Raw genomic sequence first — 13,160 nt, 5'->3', positions numbered from 1 at the left:
GTCATCGTGCGCGGCAGCTCTCGAAGCCGCGACGCAGGCGCGGGCGGTTGAGGTTGCGGCCGATCATCACCAGGCGGGATTCCTTCTTCTCGCCTTCTTTCCACGGCCCGATGAAGCCGCCATCGGCCATCATATGCACGGCCTGGAAGGCGAAGCGCCGGTCCTCGCCCTCGTAGTTCATGATGCCCTTGGCGCGCAGGATGTCCGGCCCCTGCTCCTGAAGCACCGCGCCGATCCATGCCTGGAACTTCGCGGCGTCCAGCGGCTCTTCCACCACATAGGAGACCGAAGTCACGTTCTCCTCATGCGAGTGGCTGGTGTCCTCCAGAAAATGCGGCGCATGCTCCAGCGCCCGCGCGAGGTCGAACCCGCCCTGGTCCAGCACCTCGGCCAGCGCCACATTGCCGCGCTGGGCACGATGCAGGCGCGCCACCGGGTTGATGGTGCGAATGCGTGCCTCGATGGCTTCCAGCGTCGGCTCGTCCGCCAGATCGGTCTTGTTGAGGATGATCACGTCGGCGAAGGCGATCTGGTTCACCGCCTCGGGGCTCTCTTCGAGGGTCTGCACCACGTTCAGCGCATCGACGACCGTGACCACCGCATCCAGCCGCGTCTTGCCGCGCACGTCCTCGTCGACGAAGAAGGTCTGCGCGACCGGCGCCGGATCGGCGAGGCCGGTGGTCTCGACGATGATGCCGTCGAATTTCGTCCGCCGCTTCATCAGGCTGCCCAGGATGCGGATCAGGTCGCCCCGCACCGTGCAGCAGATGCAGCCATTGTTCATTTCGAACACTTCCTCGTCGGCATCCACCACGAGGTCGTTATCCACACCCAGTTCACCGAACTCGTTGATCACCACGGCGTATTTCCGCCCGTGTTCGGCCGTCAGGATATGATTGAGCAGCGTCGTCTTTCCGGCACCGAGAAAGCCGGTCAGCACCGTGACCGGCACCAGCCCGTCGCCGGTCGCCGCTTGGGTCTCAGACATGTCGTCTCCTGTCCATGCGTCCATATTGGCTTCAGCATATAGGCGCCCCGGCGCGTCCATCCCATCCCCCGCGTGAGGGAAACAGGCGCATACCCACCGGCGGCCCCGTCCCGCACCGAGTGCCATTAACCACCTGTTAACGATTCTTCCGAACACTCGGGCGGCTATCAAGGGATAGAACGATGCCCGTTTCCGCCGTCATCACCCAGACCGGCACCTCCCCTGCGGCCGTGGCCGACATCGCGGAAAGCGAAACCGCCCTCGTCGTCACCACCGGCCAGCCGGGTCGGGCCGAAACGTCGTCGGTCATCGTCACGCTGTCGCAGGCGGGCCTCGCGTTTCTGGCCGATTCGTCCACCCAGGGTGGAAACAGCGAGTCCGCGTCTCAGACGGCGCTCGCGCGGCTGGATCAGGATATCCAGTCCAGCCAGCAATCCATCCGGGCCATGGCCGAGCAATGGGTCGATCGGCTCACGGCGCAGATCCGCCAATTGATGCTCATGGAAGCCTTCATGTCGCCCAAGGCCCTGGCCGGCGAACTGGCACAGCTCGCCCGCCAGCTCGCGGTCGCCGTGCAGCAATATACGCAGAATCAGGGATCGGCCCCCAGCCTCGCCAACGTGGGCACCATGATCACGACCGCGCCACAGGCCACAACCCAGGCCCCCGCGCCGGACGATCAGGACATCCCGGATGTCTCCGAGCCGGCCGATACGGCCAATACACCCGATCCTGCCTCCGAAAGCACTTCGCCTACCGGGCAGAGCGCCACGGGGACGAACGACAACCAGAATTTCCAGCAAGCCGTGCGGACCCTGGCAAAGCAGATGGAAGCCCTTCTTCGGGAGGCCCGGCACCGCCTGAAGACACAACCGGACAGCGACATCCAGGTCGCCCAGCGCGCCCTGAACGAGGTCGAGCAGACCCTGCCGCAATTATAGACGGCTAAAGGTCATCCGGCGGCCGTCCCGCGACAGCCGCCCGACGCAGAGCGCCCAGCCTTTCGCGCGCCGCCACGCAATCGAACAGCGCCGCCCGCGCCCGCCCGCGCGCCGAGAGCACGGCGCGCCGTTCGGGTGAGGTCGCCAGGTCGCCGATCGCCGCCGCCAGCCCGGCGACCGGGTCCGGCGGCGCCAGGATGGCGGCATCGCCCACCAGGTCCCGCAATCCGCCCACCGGCGAGGCGACCAGCGCCGCGCCACAGGCCATCGCCTCCAGCGCCGTCAGGCCGAACGGTTCGGCCCAGCGGCTGGGCACCACCACGATGGCGGCCCGCGCCATCTCCTCCAATACCTGTTCATGTGGCCGATATCCCGCCATCTCCACCCCGGCCGCCTGCGCGGCGGGGCGCAGGGCCCGCAGAAACGGTGTTTCGGGCGAATCCGCGCCGAACCGGTCGGCCCCGATCATGCACGCCCGCCAGCCCGGCAGATGCGGCAGCACCGCGCCACAGGCGGCGACGAATGCATCCGTCCCCTTGTCCGCCACCACCCGTCCGGCAAACAGGATTGTCCGCTCCCGCGCCGCCGCCGGCAGCGGCGGCGGCAGGGAGGCGATGTCGATGCAGTTCGGCATTACCGCCACCGCGACATCGGGCAGCCCTTCGGCAAAGCGCTGGCGCACCCAATCCGACACCGCGATGACCTGCATGCGCCGCGCCAGCGCCGCCCGCTGTGCGGGCGATACAGCGCCCCGCATGCCGCACGGGTCGTTATGAAGGGTCAAAATCATGGGCAGATCGGGGAAGCAGCCTGCCAATGACAGGGCGATATCGGGCCGATTGTGGATTTCGACCAGCGCCGGCCTTACCTGGCGCACGATTCGCGCCACGCCGGCCGAATAACGCCCTACCATGCTGCGGGGCCAGATGATCCATGGCACGCGCTGCACCGCCTGAAACGCCACGCCGGCAAAGGGCCGTTCGACTGGCGACCCGACCACGATATCGCCGGGCGCTACCAGCCGATGCACCAGCAGGCTGATCGCCCCCGCCTGCCCCGGCGCAAACCGCTCGCGCGGCGGCAGCACGGTCAGGACCGGCGCGCTGTGCATCACCAGCCGTTCAGGCGAGGGTTTCGAACCGCTCCAGTTGCCACGATTCCGGCTCGCGGGCCGCATCGTCATACCAGCGCGCCATCAGCGGGTGCGCCCGCAACAGGGTCGCGTAATCGGCCGCCACCGTCGACAGTTGCACGCCGTAGCCCAGGAAGCGGGCGATCACCGGCGCGAACATCGCATCCGCCACCGTCAGGTCCGCGCCGAACAGATACGGGCCGCCCTGCCCGAACGCGGCGCGGGTGCCCGACAGCAGGGCGTCGATCCGCGCGATATCGGCCTGCACATCTTCGGCCAGGCCACCCGCCAGCGGTCGGCCGTGGCGGCCCAGATTCATCGGCAGGGCCATGCGCAGCGGCCGGAAGCCGGCATGCATTTCGGCGGCGATGCTGCGCGCATGCGCCCGCGCCAGCCGGTCCGACGGCCACAGGGCGGGCGTGATCTCGGCGCAATATTCGCCGATCGCCAGGCTTTCCCACACGCGCGCGCCGCGATGCTCCAGATAAGGCACCATTCCGTTGGGCGAGACCGCCTTGATCGCGGTCGTGCCGCCGCCGCCGGCAAGCGGAATCACCACCTCCTCGACATCCAGTCCCGCCAGATGCACGGCCAGCCAGCCACGGAGCGACCAGGAGGAATAGCGCCTGGTGCCGATATAGAGTTTGCCGTCCGCCATGGTGGGTCCCCTTTCGCAAGAGCCTTTGTTCTTTTTTGAAAAAAAGAACCAAAAAACTTCTGATCTGTTCAGGAGCCTTGTGCTGGGGGCACGCGAGGCTCTTTAAGAGCCTGACCGAAAATGCGCGCTGGCGGCGATCCAGCGCGCGTTTCCTGCGCTTCGGTGCTCACGGCCATCAAGGCCGCTCCGCTCCGATGCTCAAAAACACACGCCGGGCGCGCCGCTATGCGGCGCTCTCGCTCACCAGCCCACATTTTCGATCAGGCTCTAACGGATCAAAGTCTTTTTGCTTCTTTTTCTTCAGAAAAAGAAGATGCTACCGGCTCCCGCCGCCGGATGAACCCGCCGCCCAGCACCCGGCTGCCATCATACAGCACGCAGGCCTGCCCCGGCGCCGGCATCGCCGGCTCGTCCAGCGTCACGATAGCGCCGTCCGCCGTCCGCCGCACTGTCGCCGCCCGCACCTCTTCGCGCGCGCGGATCTGCACCATGCAGCGCAGATCCTCTTCCGGCGGAGGGATCAGCCAGTTCATGTTCCGCAACGCGACCTCATGCACCGCGCCACGCGCACGCGGGCCGATCACCACCCGGCGCGCCGCCGGCTCGATCCCGACCACCATCTGCCGCTCGCCGTCGCGCATCGCGGCATTGCCCAGCCGGCGGCTCTGCCCGACCGTAAAGCGGGTCACACCGTCATGCTGGCCGACCACCCGGCCGGTTTCGTCCACGATCTCGCCGCTGCCCGCCATTTCGGGGCGCAGCTTCTCGACCACTTCGGCATAGGAGCCGTCGGAGACGAAGCACAGATCCTGGCTGTCGGGCTTCGAGGCGACTTCCAGCCCGAACCGCTCGGCCTCGGCGCGCACGGCGGCCTTGTCCGGCATGTCGCCCAACGGAAAACGCAGGAAATCCAGTTGCTCGCGCGTGGTCGCGAACAGAAACCACGACTGGTCGCGGGAGGCATCGACCGGGCGATGCAGTTCCGGCCCGGCGGCGCCTTCGATGCGGCGGACGTAATGGCCGGTCGCCATCGCATCGACGCCCAGATCGCGCGCCATGCCCAGCAGGTCGGTAAATTTCACGCCCTGATTGCAGGCCACGCACGGCACCGGGGTCTCGCCGCCGGCATAGGCGTTGGCGAAGGTCTCGATCACGCTCTCGCGGAACCGGCTTTCGGCGTCGATCACATAATGCGGAATGCCCAGCCGGTCGGCCACGCGGCGCGCGTCATGAATGTCGCGCCCAGCACAGCACGCGCCCTTGCGCGCGCTGGCCCGCGAATCATAGAGCTGCAACGTGGCACCCACCACCTCGTGGCCCTCGGCCACCAGGCGCGCGGCCACCACGCTGCTGTCCACGCCGCCCGACATGGCGACCATGATCCGCATGGGCTGGGGTCCTTCCGTTCGTTCAGGCCGTACGGGGCAGCCGCACGACCAGCCCGTCGAGGGCTTCGGTCATCACGATCTGGCAGCCGAGGCGCGAGGTCTTTTCCAGCCCGAAGGCCAGGTCCAGCATGTCTTCCTCGTCTTCGGTCGGCTCGGCCAGCTTCGGCGCCCATTCGGGGTCGACCACGACGTGGCAGGTGGCGCAGGCCAGCGAGCCCTCGCACGCGCCTTCCAGATCGACCCCGTGCTTGTGGGCGATCTCCAGAACCGACAAGCCGACCGGTGCGTCGACCTCGCGACGGGTTCCGTCATGCTCGATGAAAATCATATGCGGCATTCTGCTATCCTGGCCGTGTCGTCATCAGTGGGGTGAAGGGCGGCGACCCCCGCCGCGCGCGCATCCGCCACCGCCCGGCACAGGATCGCCGCCGCGCGATCCATATCGGCGGCTGAGGTATAGCGTCCCACCGCCAGACGCAAGCTTCGCGCGGCCGCGTCCGCATCCAGCCCCATCGCGGTCAGCACATAGGAGGGCACCAGTTCGGCCGAAGAACAGGCCGATCCGGTGGAGACACACAGATCCGGCGCCCGCGCGATCACATCGAGCGCCCGCACCTCGGGGAACCGCAGATTGAGGTTGGCCGGCAGCCGGTGCGTCATGGACCCATTGACCACCACACCCGGAATGGCCGCCTGCAAACGGTTTAGCAAACCGTCGCGCAGCCCCGCCATCCGCCGCGCTTCCTCCACCCGCACCGCACGCGCGATGCGGCAGGCCACGCCGAACCCCACCAGCAGCGGCGTGGCCAGCGTGCCCGAACGCAGCCCCCGCTCCTGCCCGCCGCCCGAGAACAGCGGGGCCAGCCGCACGCGCGGCCGCCGGCGGACATACAGCGCCCCCACGCCCTTGGGCCCATAGAGCTTGTGGGCGGAGACCGATGCCAGATCGAGATCCATCGCCCGCACATCCAGCGCCACCTTGCCCGCCGCCTGTGCCACGTCGCTATGCAGCAGCGCGCCGGCCGCGCGCACCTCCGGCGCCAGGGCGGCCATGTCGTGCAGCACGCCGGTCTCGTTATTCGCCGCCATGATGCTGACCAGCAGGGTCGGCACCGCCAGCGCCGCGCGCAGCACCGCCGGGTCCAGCCGCCCGTCCGTCCCCACCGGCAGGATCACCGGCTCGAACCCCTCCGCCGCCAGGTCGCGCACCGACTCCAGCACGCATTTATGCTCGGTCGCCACGGTGATGACACGCCGCCGCGTATCGCCCCGCGTCGCCAGATGGCGCACCGCGCCCTTGATGGCGATGTTGTTGGCCTCGGTGGCGCCGGAGGTGAACACGATCTCGCGCTCATCCGCCCCCAGCAGCGCCGCGACCTCCGCCCGTGCCGCCTCCACCGCGTCGCGCGCCTGCCGGCCCATCGCGTGGTCCACGCTGTGCGGATTGCCGAACGCCTCGGCGAACCAGGGCATCATCGCCGCCACCACCTCCGGGTCGCAGGGCGTGGTGGCCTGATAGTCCAGATAGAGGGGGCGCATGTTCGCGCCGGAAATGTCCGCTGTCATGCCCCTGCCTCCTCCAGCGTCGCGCGGCGCGCGGGCAGCCGAGCCGCCATCGCGCGATAGGCGTCGATAAAGCGCATCACATCCTCCTCCCGCGTCGTCCAGGGCAGCGAAACCCGGATCGCCTCGCCCGCCAGCGGCCCAAGCCCCATCGCCTCCAGCACATGCGACCGCGCCACCTTGCCCGACGAACAGGCCGACCCGGCCGACACCCCGAACCCGGCGAGATCCAGCGCGATCAGTTGCGTCTGCGCAGCGCGCTCCGGCAGCGCCAGAGAGGTGGTGTTGGGCAGGCGCGGCGCGGCGTCGCCGCAGGCCACGGCCCCCACGGCCACCGCCGCCGCCTCGATGGCATCGCGCCAGCCCGCCATTTGGGATGTGCCGTCTTCGTTCGCCAGCGCCCGGACAGCCTCCGCTGCCGCCTCGGCCATCGCGGCGATTGCCGGCAGGGCCGGCGTGCCGCCGCGCCGCCCTAGTTCCTGCCCGCCGCCGGCCATGACTGGCGACAGCACCCGCGTCGTCTCGCCGGCCAGCAGCAGCGCCCCGGCCCCCTTCACCCCGCCGAATTTGTGCCCCGATATCGCCAGGCTGTCGGCACCCAGTTCGCGCAGATCCACCGCGATCCGCCCCGCCGCCTGCACGGCATCGACATGCAGCAGCGCGCCGTGGCTGCGGCAGAGGCGCGCCGCCTCGGCGACCGGCTGGATGGTGCCTACCTCATTATTCGCCAGCATCAGGCAGACCAGCGCCGGCGGGGCATCCGGCTCGGCCAGCATCCGCTCCAGCACATCCAGCCGCACCACGCCGTCGCCATCCACGGGAATGCTCTCCGCGACCGCCGCCGCACGCACTGCGTCATGCTCGATCGCCGAGGCCAGCACCCGCCGCCCGGCCCCCAGTCCGGCTACCGCCAGCAGGTTGGCCTCGGTGCCGCCGGAGGTCATGACGCAATTCTCCGCCCGGGCGCCGAACAGGCCCGCCAGCCGCTCCCGCGCCGATTCGAGCACGGCGCGCGCCTGTCGCCCCGCCCGATGCACCGATGACGGATTGCCGGTCACGGATGCCGCACGAACCATGGCCTCCAGCGCCGCCGGCCGCACGGGTTCCGAGGCGTTGGCATCGAAATAGATCCAGTCCCGCTCCATGCCATTCTCCCCCTGTTTCCGGTGCCCGCCCGTTCGGCATGACGGCACGCTGCGGGCCGCGCCGGCCAGTGTAAACACGAATTATCTGGCAATTGGCGATTCCGGATCGCTATATACATCCCCACAGCAAGGCGGTCGGTCCATGAACCGCCGGAAGCGCGATGAGTATTGTCAATGCCGGGCGAACAGCATCGTCCGCATGGGCGTTCAATGGACGGTGGCTACCGCCCTGATGCAATGAAGGGATACTGGACTATGGCCACACCCCGCAGGAAGTCAACCAGCCAGCCTCAGGCGGCCTTCCCTGGGGTTCCATGACTGTCTGAAATGCAATCCACGCCTGACGAACCGGCATTTCGCGCCGCCCTCGCGTTGCGTCACTTTAACGAGGATGCAATGTCGGCCTGCCCCCATCCCATTCGGATCGGCGCTGTCGGTATGACCAGACGTCAAGCGTGATCGCAAGGGCCATGTGCCCATCTGTCGGGGGCGGACCGTGAGCCGCCCTTTCATATCCGCCGGCAGGCGACGGGGCATCGTCGTCCACCGGCCGCCACAGTAACGATCCCGACGCCATGCCAGAGGGCGCGGGAAGCATATTGCGGGATACGAATGCCTGAGGTCATGTTCGCCGGCCCCGACGGCCGCCTTGAGGGACGTTATCACCATTCAAGCGAGCCCAATGCGCCGCTCGCTCTGGTCCTTCATCCGCACCCGCTTCATGGCGGCACCATGAACAACCGCATCACCTATGCGATGTATCGCTCGTTCGAGAAGATGGGTTTCTCGGTCATGCGATATAATTCGCGTGGGGTCGGCCGTTCGCAGGGCCGCTACGATGGCGGCATCGGTGAAATCTCCGACGCCGCTGCGGCGCTGGACTGGATGCAGATGGTCAACCCGAATGCCGGCGGGCTGTGGATCGCCGGCTATTCGTTCGGTGCTTTCGTCGGCATGCAGCTTCTGATGCGCCGGCCGGAAATCACCGGCTGGATCAGCGTCGCGCCGCCGGCCAATCATTACGATTTCGGCTTCCTCGCCCCCTGCCCCTGCGGCGGACTGATGATCGCCGGCGAGGCCGACGAGCTGGTTCCCGAGCCCGCGATCCGCAAGCTGGTCGACAAGCTGAACACCCAGAAGGGCGTCTCGGTGGATTATCGCATCTTCGCCGGCGCCGACCACGTCTTCGCCAACCATGCCGACCAGGTGGCCGAAGCCCTGGAAGACCATGTCAGCACCATCATGGCGCGCGGCGCGCTGGCCCTGGCCGCCGACTGACCCCCTGTTGCCGCGCCGCCGGGCTTTGTTCCCGGCGGCGCGGCAAGAGATTGCGCTCCATCCTCGCCCGGGTCTCCCAGAAACCTGTCTGGAAATGCGCGGAGGACACGCCACCAGCACGCATTTCCAGACAGGTTCGTCTCTGGGTTCATGTCCTGGGGCCGGCATGCTAGAGGATCGCCGCCCCTGTCCGGCATCTTCCATCCGGCCGGGCCGCCATAAGACCAGAGTGACCCGACCATGCCGAAAAGCAAATTCCTCCAGGAAGCCGAGGCCCGCGGCTTCATCTTCCAGTGCACCGACATCGACGCGCTGGACGCCGCCCTGACGGCCGGCCCGGTGGCCGGCTATATCGGCTTCGACCCCACGGCCGACAGCCTGCATGTCGGCAGCCTGATCCAGATCATGATGCTGCGGCTGATGCAGAAGCACGGGCACCGGCCGGTCGCGCTGATGGGCGGCGGCACGGCGCGGATCGGCGACCCCTCGTTCCGCGAGGAAGCCCGCCAGTTGATGACCGGCGAGACGATCGCCGCCAATCTGCGCGGGATCGAAGGCTGCCTGCGCCAGTTTCTGAATTTCGACGGCGACACCGGCGCGCGGCTGGCGAACAATGCCGACTGGCTGGACCGGCTGTCCTATATCGACCTGCTGCGCGATGTCGGGGTGCATTTCTCGGTCAACCGCATGCTGGCTTTCGACTCGGTGCGCTCGCGCCTGGAGCGCGAACAGGGGCTGACCTTCCTGGAGTTCAACTATTCCATTCTCCAGTCCTACGATTTCCGTGAACTGAACCGCACCATGGGCGTGACCCTGCAAATGGGCGGGTCCGACCAGTGGGGGAACATCGTCTCGGGCATCGACCTGGTGCGCCGCACCGACCAGAAGCAGGTCTTCGGCCTGACGACGCCGCTGCTCACCACCGCCTCGGGCGCCAAGATGGGCAAGTCGGCGCGCGGCGCGGTGTGGCTGTCGGCGGCGCGGCTGCCGGTGTTCGAATACTGGCAGTTCTGGCGCAATGTGGAGGATGCCGATGTCGGCCGCTTCCTGCGCCTGTTCACCGACCTGCCGCTGGACGAGTGCGACCGGCTGGCCGCGCTGGAAGGGGCGGAGATCAACGAGGCCAAGAAGATCCTGGCCACCGAAGTGACCGCCCTGTGCCACGGCCGGACCGCCGCCGAGGAAGCCGCCGAGACCGCGCGCCGCACCTTCGAGGCCGGCGAATCCCCCGCAGCTCTGCCCGCGACGACGATTCCGGCCGACCTGCTGGATGCCGGCATCCCCGCCTTCCGCCTGTTCGCCGAGAGCGGCATGGCCGCCAGCAATGGCGAGGCACGGCGCCTGATCCGTGGCGGCGGCGCCCGGATCAACGACGTGGCGGTGAAGGACGAAGCCCTGATGGTCACCCCGGCGGACCTGGTGGACGGCGCGATCAAGCTGTCTTCCGGGCGCAAGCACCACCTGCTGGTGCGGCCGGCCTGATGAACCGGCTGGGGGAAAGCAGGGCCGTCGACGACGCCCCGCCCCCGCCGATCCCCGACGCGCTATGGCAGGCCCTGGCCCGCTCGGCCTTCCGCGCGCGCTTCCATCTGGACGCGAAAGACCGCGCCTATCTGGAAGACAAGGGCCTGCCGACGATCATGAAGCACGCGGCGGATTTCATCGCCCGCCGCCTGGCACCTGCCAGACCGGCGCGCGACGGTCGCCAGACGCCTTGGCGCGGCCATCCGGTCTTCGTCGCGCAGCATGCCACCGCCACCTGCTGTCGCGGCTGCCTGGAGAAATGGCATGGATTCACCAAGGGGCAGGCTCTGGACCCGACCGGCCGCGCCTATGTCCTGACGGTCATTCGGACGTGGCTGGAGCGGGAACGTCCCTGACCCAGATCGCGCCGTCCCGCGCGCGGGCGGGAAAGCGCGGCACCGCGCATTGCGGGTCGGGCACGCCATCGGGGCCGACATAATGGCCCGATTCGTCGAAGGCCCAGAGATGGAAGGGGCAGATCAGACGCCCATCTTCGACATATCCCGCCGAGAGCCGGGCGTCGCGATGCGGGCAGCGATCGGCGAAAACACGCGGCGTGCCGTCCGCCGTCAGCCAGGCCACCAGCCCCGTTCCGTCCAGCACCACGCGGTGCGGCGCGGCACGCGCCGCCTCGATGTCGCACAGCCGTATCCAGCCATCCATGCTTCGGCCGCAATCCTCGTCCATCTGTGTCCCGCTCCGATCCTTCCAGGGCGGTTGCCTATCCGCTCCGGAGCGATCAGGCTAGAGTCAGCGCATCAACGTGAGCAGGATATCCGCTTTCAATGACATCCTCATCGTCCCCTGACGGGTTGTCCCATGACCGGCTTCTGGACCGCCTGGGCGAAGTCGCGGTCCGGACCGGGCTGAACGTCGCGCCGGGCCAGCAGGTGCTGATCACAGCACCGCTGGACGCCGTGCCGCTGGTGCGCAAGATCGCCGAACACGCCTACCGGGCCGGCGCCTCGCTGGTCACCCCCTTCTATGCCGACGACGCGGTGACCCTGGCGCGCTTCCATTACGCGCCGGACGATGCGTTCGACATCGCGCCGAACTGGCTGCATGACGGCATGGCGAATGCCTACCGCGCGGGTGCCGCCCGCATGGCCATCACCGGCGGCAATCCCGTGCTGCTGAGCCAGGAAGACCCCGACCGCGTGGCCCGCGCCGGCAAGGCCGCATCGCTGGCCGGCCGTCCGGCGATGGAACTGATCACCAGCTTCGCCGTGAACTGGAACATCGTCGCCTGCGCCACCCCCGCCTGGGCGGAGCAGGTCTTCCCCGACGAGCCCCCCGAGCGGGCGCTGGCGATGTTGTGGGATGCGATCTTCCAGGCCTCGCGCGTTACGGTCGACGATCCGGTGGCCGCCTGGGCCGCCCATAACGAAACCCTGCACCGGCGCGCCGACTGGCTGAACGACCGGCGCTTCGCGGCGTTGCACTTCACCGGCCCCGGCACCGACCTCACGGTGGGCCTGGCGGATGGCCATGCCTGGGCCGGCGGCTCGGAGCCCGCGCGCAACGGCATCGTGTGCAATCCCAACATCCCGACCGAGGAAGTCTTCACCACCCCGCATGCCCGGCGGGTCGAAGGCTTCGTCCGCGCCACCAAGCCGCTGTTCCACCAGGGAACGCTGATCGACGGCATCGCGGTGCGCTTCGAGGGCGGACGCATCACCGAGGCCCACGCGACGCAGGGCCAGACGGTGCTGGAACGCATCCTGGCCACCGACGACGGCGCCCGGCGCCTGGGCGAAGTCGCGCTGGTGCCGCATTCCTCCCCGATTTCGCAGAGCGGCGTGCTGTTCCGCAACACGCTGTTCGACGAGAACGCCTCCAGCCATATCGCGCTGGGGCAGGCCTACACGAAATGCATGGTGGAGACCGAAGGCCAGACGCCGGAACAGCTTGAGGCCCGAGGTGCGAATACCAGCTTCATCCATATCGACTGGATGATCGGCTCGGCCGAAATCGACGTGACCGCCATCACCCAGGATGGCGCCCGCGAACCCCTGATGAAACATGGTGAATGGGTCAAGACGGTATGACAAAACGACTGACAATCCTGGCGGCCGCCCTGGCCGCCGCCCTGCCCGCGGCGGCGCTGGCCCAGCAGCCCCAGCAGCAGCCCGCCCAGCAGGCGCGCCAGCCCTCGGCCGCCGAAATCGCGGCCTTCCAGCGCGACATGCAGACGGCGGCGCAATATCCGCTGCCGGCCGACTTCCTGCCGCGCATGACCGCGACCCTGAGCGCCATCAGAACCGCCAACATCAGCCCGCCGAACGCCCAGAACCTGTCGCTGGCGCAGACGATCGACCAGACCGCCGCCGTGCCGGGCCTGGCGCCGATCCTGTCAGCCCACGGCTTCACGGCCCGTGATTTCGTGCTCGGACTCAGCGCATTCGGGCTGACCGAATCCCTGATCCGCCAGCCGCCGCCGGCGGATGCGCATGCCCCCACCCCGAACCCGGCCAATGTGGCCCTGCTGCGCGCCCATCAGCAGGACGTCGATGCCCTGTTGCAGGCAATGAACTAAAAGCCCA

At 68.4% G+C, this 13,160-nt stretch carries 14 protein-coding genes; 6 read left to right on the top strand and 8 right to left on the bottom strand.

Going from position 1 to position 13,160, the window contains the following annotated elements:
- Position 1 precedes the first annotated feature (1 nt).
- A complete protein-coding gene (locus tag ACMAUO_RS00230; protein WP_420355008.1) occupies positions 2–988 on the bottom strand; it encodes a CobW family GTP-binding protein in 987 nt (328 codons plus the stop codon).
- A gap of 182 nt (positions 989–1,170) precedes the next feature.
- Between ACMAUO_RS00230 and ACMAUO_RS00225 the strand changes: the two genes are divergently transcribed.
- A complete protein-coding gene (locus ACMAUO_RS00225; RefSeq protein WP_420355007.1) occupies positions 1,171–1,929 on the top strand; it encodes a hypothetical protein in 759 nt (252 codons plus the stop codon).
- A 4-nt stretch (positions 1,930–1,933) separates the two neighbouring features.
- Here ACMAUO_RS00225 and ACMAUO_RS00220 read toward each other — a convergent pair whose 3' ends face one another.
- From ACMAUO_RS00220 to ACMAUO_RS00195, 6 genes are all read right to left on the bottom strand, one after another.
- A complete protein-coding gene (locus ACMAUO_RS00220; RefSeq protein WP_420357144.1) occupies positions 1,934–3,040 on the bottom strand; it encodes a glycosyltransferase family 4 protein in 1,107 nt (368 codons plus the stop codon).
- Between the two features lie 10 nt (positions 3,041–3,050).
- A complete protein-coding gene (locus tag ACMAUO_RS00215) occupies positions 3,051–3,719 on the bottom strand; it encodes a glutathione S-transferase family protein (protein WP_420355006.1) in 669 nt (222 codons plus the stop codon).
- Positions 3,720–3,994: 275 nt separating this feature from the next.
- Positions 3,995–5,107, bottom strand: coding sequence for a tRNA 2-thiouridine(34) synthase MnmA (gene mnmA / locus ACMAUO_RS00210; protein WP_420355005.1), 1,113 nt, complete (start codon positions 5,105–5,107; stop codon positions 3,995–3,997).
- A 22-nt stretch (positions 5,108–5,129) separates the two neighbouring features.
- Entirely contained in the window at positions 5,130–5,444 is a 315-nt protein-coding gene (locus ACMAUO_RS00205) for a ferredoxin family 2Fe-2S iron-sulfur cluster binding protein (protein ID WP_420355004.1), read from the bottom strand.
- Positions 5,432–6,673: a cysteine desulfurase family protein gene (locus tag ACMAUO_RS00200; RefSeq protein WP_420355003.1), complete on the bottom strand. Its 1,242-nt coding sequence runs from the start codon at positions 6,671–6,673 to the stop codon at positions 5,432–5,434. The genes ACMAUO_RS00205 and ACMAUO_RS00200 overlap by 13 nt, the downstream gene beginning before the upstream one ends.
- Complete coding sequence (locus tag ACMAUO_RS00195) at positions 6,670–7,815, bottom strand: cysteine desulfurase family protein (protein ID WP_420355002.1); 1,146 nt, start codon at positions 7,813–7,815, stop codon at positions 6,670–6,672. Before ACMAUO_RS00195 ends, ACMAUO_RS00200 begins: the two co-directional genes overlap by 4 nt.
- Before the next feature lie 612 nt (positions 7,816–8,427).
- Between ACMAUO_RS00195 and ACMAUO_RS00190 the strand changes: the two genes are divergently transcribed.
- From ACMAUO_RS00190 to ACMAUO_RS00180, 3 genes are all read left to right on the top strand, one after another.
- Positions 8,428–9,093 (top strand): alpha/beta hydrolase, encoded by a 666-nt coding sequence (locus tag ACMAUO_RS00190; RefSeq protein WP_114726738.1) that lies wholly within the window; start codon positions 8,428–8,430, stop codon positions 9,091–9,093.
- Between the two features lie 240 nt (positions 9,094–9,333).
- The gene (gene tyrS / locus ACMAUO_RS00185; protein WP_420355001.1) at positions 9,334–10,575 is read left to right on the top strand and encodes a tyrosine--tRNA ligase; all 1,242 of its coding nucleotides are present in this window, start codon (positions 9,334–9,336) and stop codon (positions 10,573–10,575) included.
- Positions 10,575–10,973, top strand: coding sequence for a DUF4186 domain-containing protein (locus ACMAUO_RS00180; RefSeq protein ID WP_420355000.1), 399 nt, complete (start codon positions 10,575–10,577; stop codon positions 10,971–10,973). Before tyrS ends, ACMAUO_RS00180 begins: the two co-directional genes overlap by 1 nt.
- Here the strand turns inward: ACMAUO_RS00180 and ACMAUO_RS00175 are convergent.
- The gene (locus ACMAUO_RS00175; RefSeq protein WP_420354999.1) at positions 10,939–11,280 is read right to left on the bottom strand and encodes a Rieske 2Fe-2S domain-containing protein; all 342 of its coding nucleotides are present in this window, start codon (positions 11,278–11,280) and stop codon (positions 10,939–10,941) included. The two genes, ACMAUO_RS00180 and ACMAUO_RS00175, sit on opposite strands and share 35 nt — an antisense overlap.
- A gap of 122 nt (positions 11,281–11,402) precedes the next feature.
- Here ACMAUO_RS00175 and ACMAUO_RS00170 point away from each other — a divergent pair, with 122 nt between their 5' ends.
- The gene (locus ACMAUO_RS00170) at positions 11,403–12,665 is read left to right on the top strand and encodes an aminopeptidase (protein ID WP_420354998.1); all 1,263 of its coding nucleotides are present in this window, start codon (positions 11,403–11,405) and stop codon (positions 12,663–12,665) included.
- A complete protein-coding gene (locus ACMAUO_RS00165; RefSeq protein ID WP_420354997.1) occupies positions 12,662–13,153 on the top strand; it encodes a hypothetical protein in 492 nt (163 codons plus the stop codon). Before ACMAUO_RS00170 ends, ACMAUO_RS00165 begins: the two co-directional genes overlap by 4 nt.
- Positions 13,154–13,160: the final 7 nt, after the last annotated feature.

Source organism: Gluconacetobacter brunescens (genome assembly GCF_048695475.1).
Classification (GTDB): Bacteria; Pseudomonadota; Alphaproteobacteria; order Acetobacterales; family Acetobacteraceae; genus Gluconacetobacter.
This window is presented reverse-complemented; position numbering and strand designations above follow the sequence as displayed.

Excerpts from the sequence above, each read along its gene's own strand:
- ACMAUO_RS00215 (WP_420355006.1), bottom strand. The coding sequence starts at position 3,719 with ATGGCGGACGGCAAACTCTATATCGGCACCAGGCGCTATTCCTCCTGG.
- ACMAUO_RS00220 (WP_420357144.1), bottom strand. The coding sequence starts at position 3,040 with ATGCACAGCGCGCCGGTCCTGACCGTGCTGCCGCCGCGCGAGCGGTTT.
- ACMAUO_RS00170 (WP_420354998.1), top strand. The coding sequence starts at position 11,403 with ATGACATCCTCATCGTCCCCTGACGGGTTGTCCCATGACCGGCTTCTG.
- ACMAUO_RS00230 (WP_420355008.1), bottom strand. The coding sequence starts at position 988 with ATGTCTGAGACCCAAGCGGCGACCGGCGACGGGCTGGTGCCGGTCACG.
- ACMAUO_RS00175 (WP_420354999.1), bottom strand. The coding sequence starts at position 11,280 with ATGGATGGCTGGATACGGCTGTGCGACATCGAGGCGGCGCGTGCCGCG.
- ACMAUO_RS00165 (WP_420354997.1), top strand. The coding sequence starts at position 12,662 with ATGACAAAACGACTGACAATCCTGGCGGCCGCCCTGGCCGCCGCCCTG.
- ACMAUO_RS00190 (WP_114726738.1), top strand. The coding sequence starts at position 8,428 with ATGCCTGAGGTCATGTTCGCCGGCCCCGACGGCCGCCTTGAGGGACGT.
- tyrS (WP_420355001.1), top strand. The coding sequence starts at position 9,334 with ATGCCGAAAAGCAAATTCCTCCAGGAAGCCGAGGCCCGCGGCTTCATC.
- ACMAUO_RS00225 (WP_420355007.1), top strand. The coding sequence starts at position 1,171 with ATGCCCGTTTCCGCCGTCATCACCCAGACCGGCACCTCCCCTGCGGCC.
- ACMAUO_RS00200 (WP_420355003.1), bottom strand. The coding sequence starts at position 6,673 with ATGACAGCGGACATTTCCGGCGCGAACATGCGCCCCCTCTATCTGGAC.
- ACMAUO_RS00195 (WP_420355002.1), bottom strand. The coding sequence starts at position 7,815 with ATGGAGCGGGACTGGATCTATTTCGATGCCAACGCCTCGGAACCCGTG.
- ACMAUO_RS00205 (WP_420355004.1), bottom strand. The coding sequence starts at position 5,444 with ATGCCGCATATGATTTTCATCGAGCATGACGGAACCCGTCGCGAGGTC.
- ACMAUO_RS00180 (WP_420355000.1), top strand. The coding sequence starts at position 10,575 with ATGAACCGGCTGGGGGAAAGCAGGGCCGTCGACGACGCCCCGCCCCCG.
- mnmA (WP_420355005.1), bottom strand. The coding sequence starts at position 5,107 with ATGCGGATCATGGTCGCCATGTCGGGCGGCGTGGACAGCAGCGTGGTG.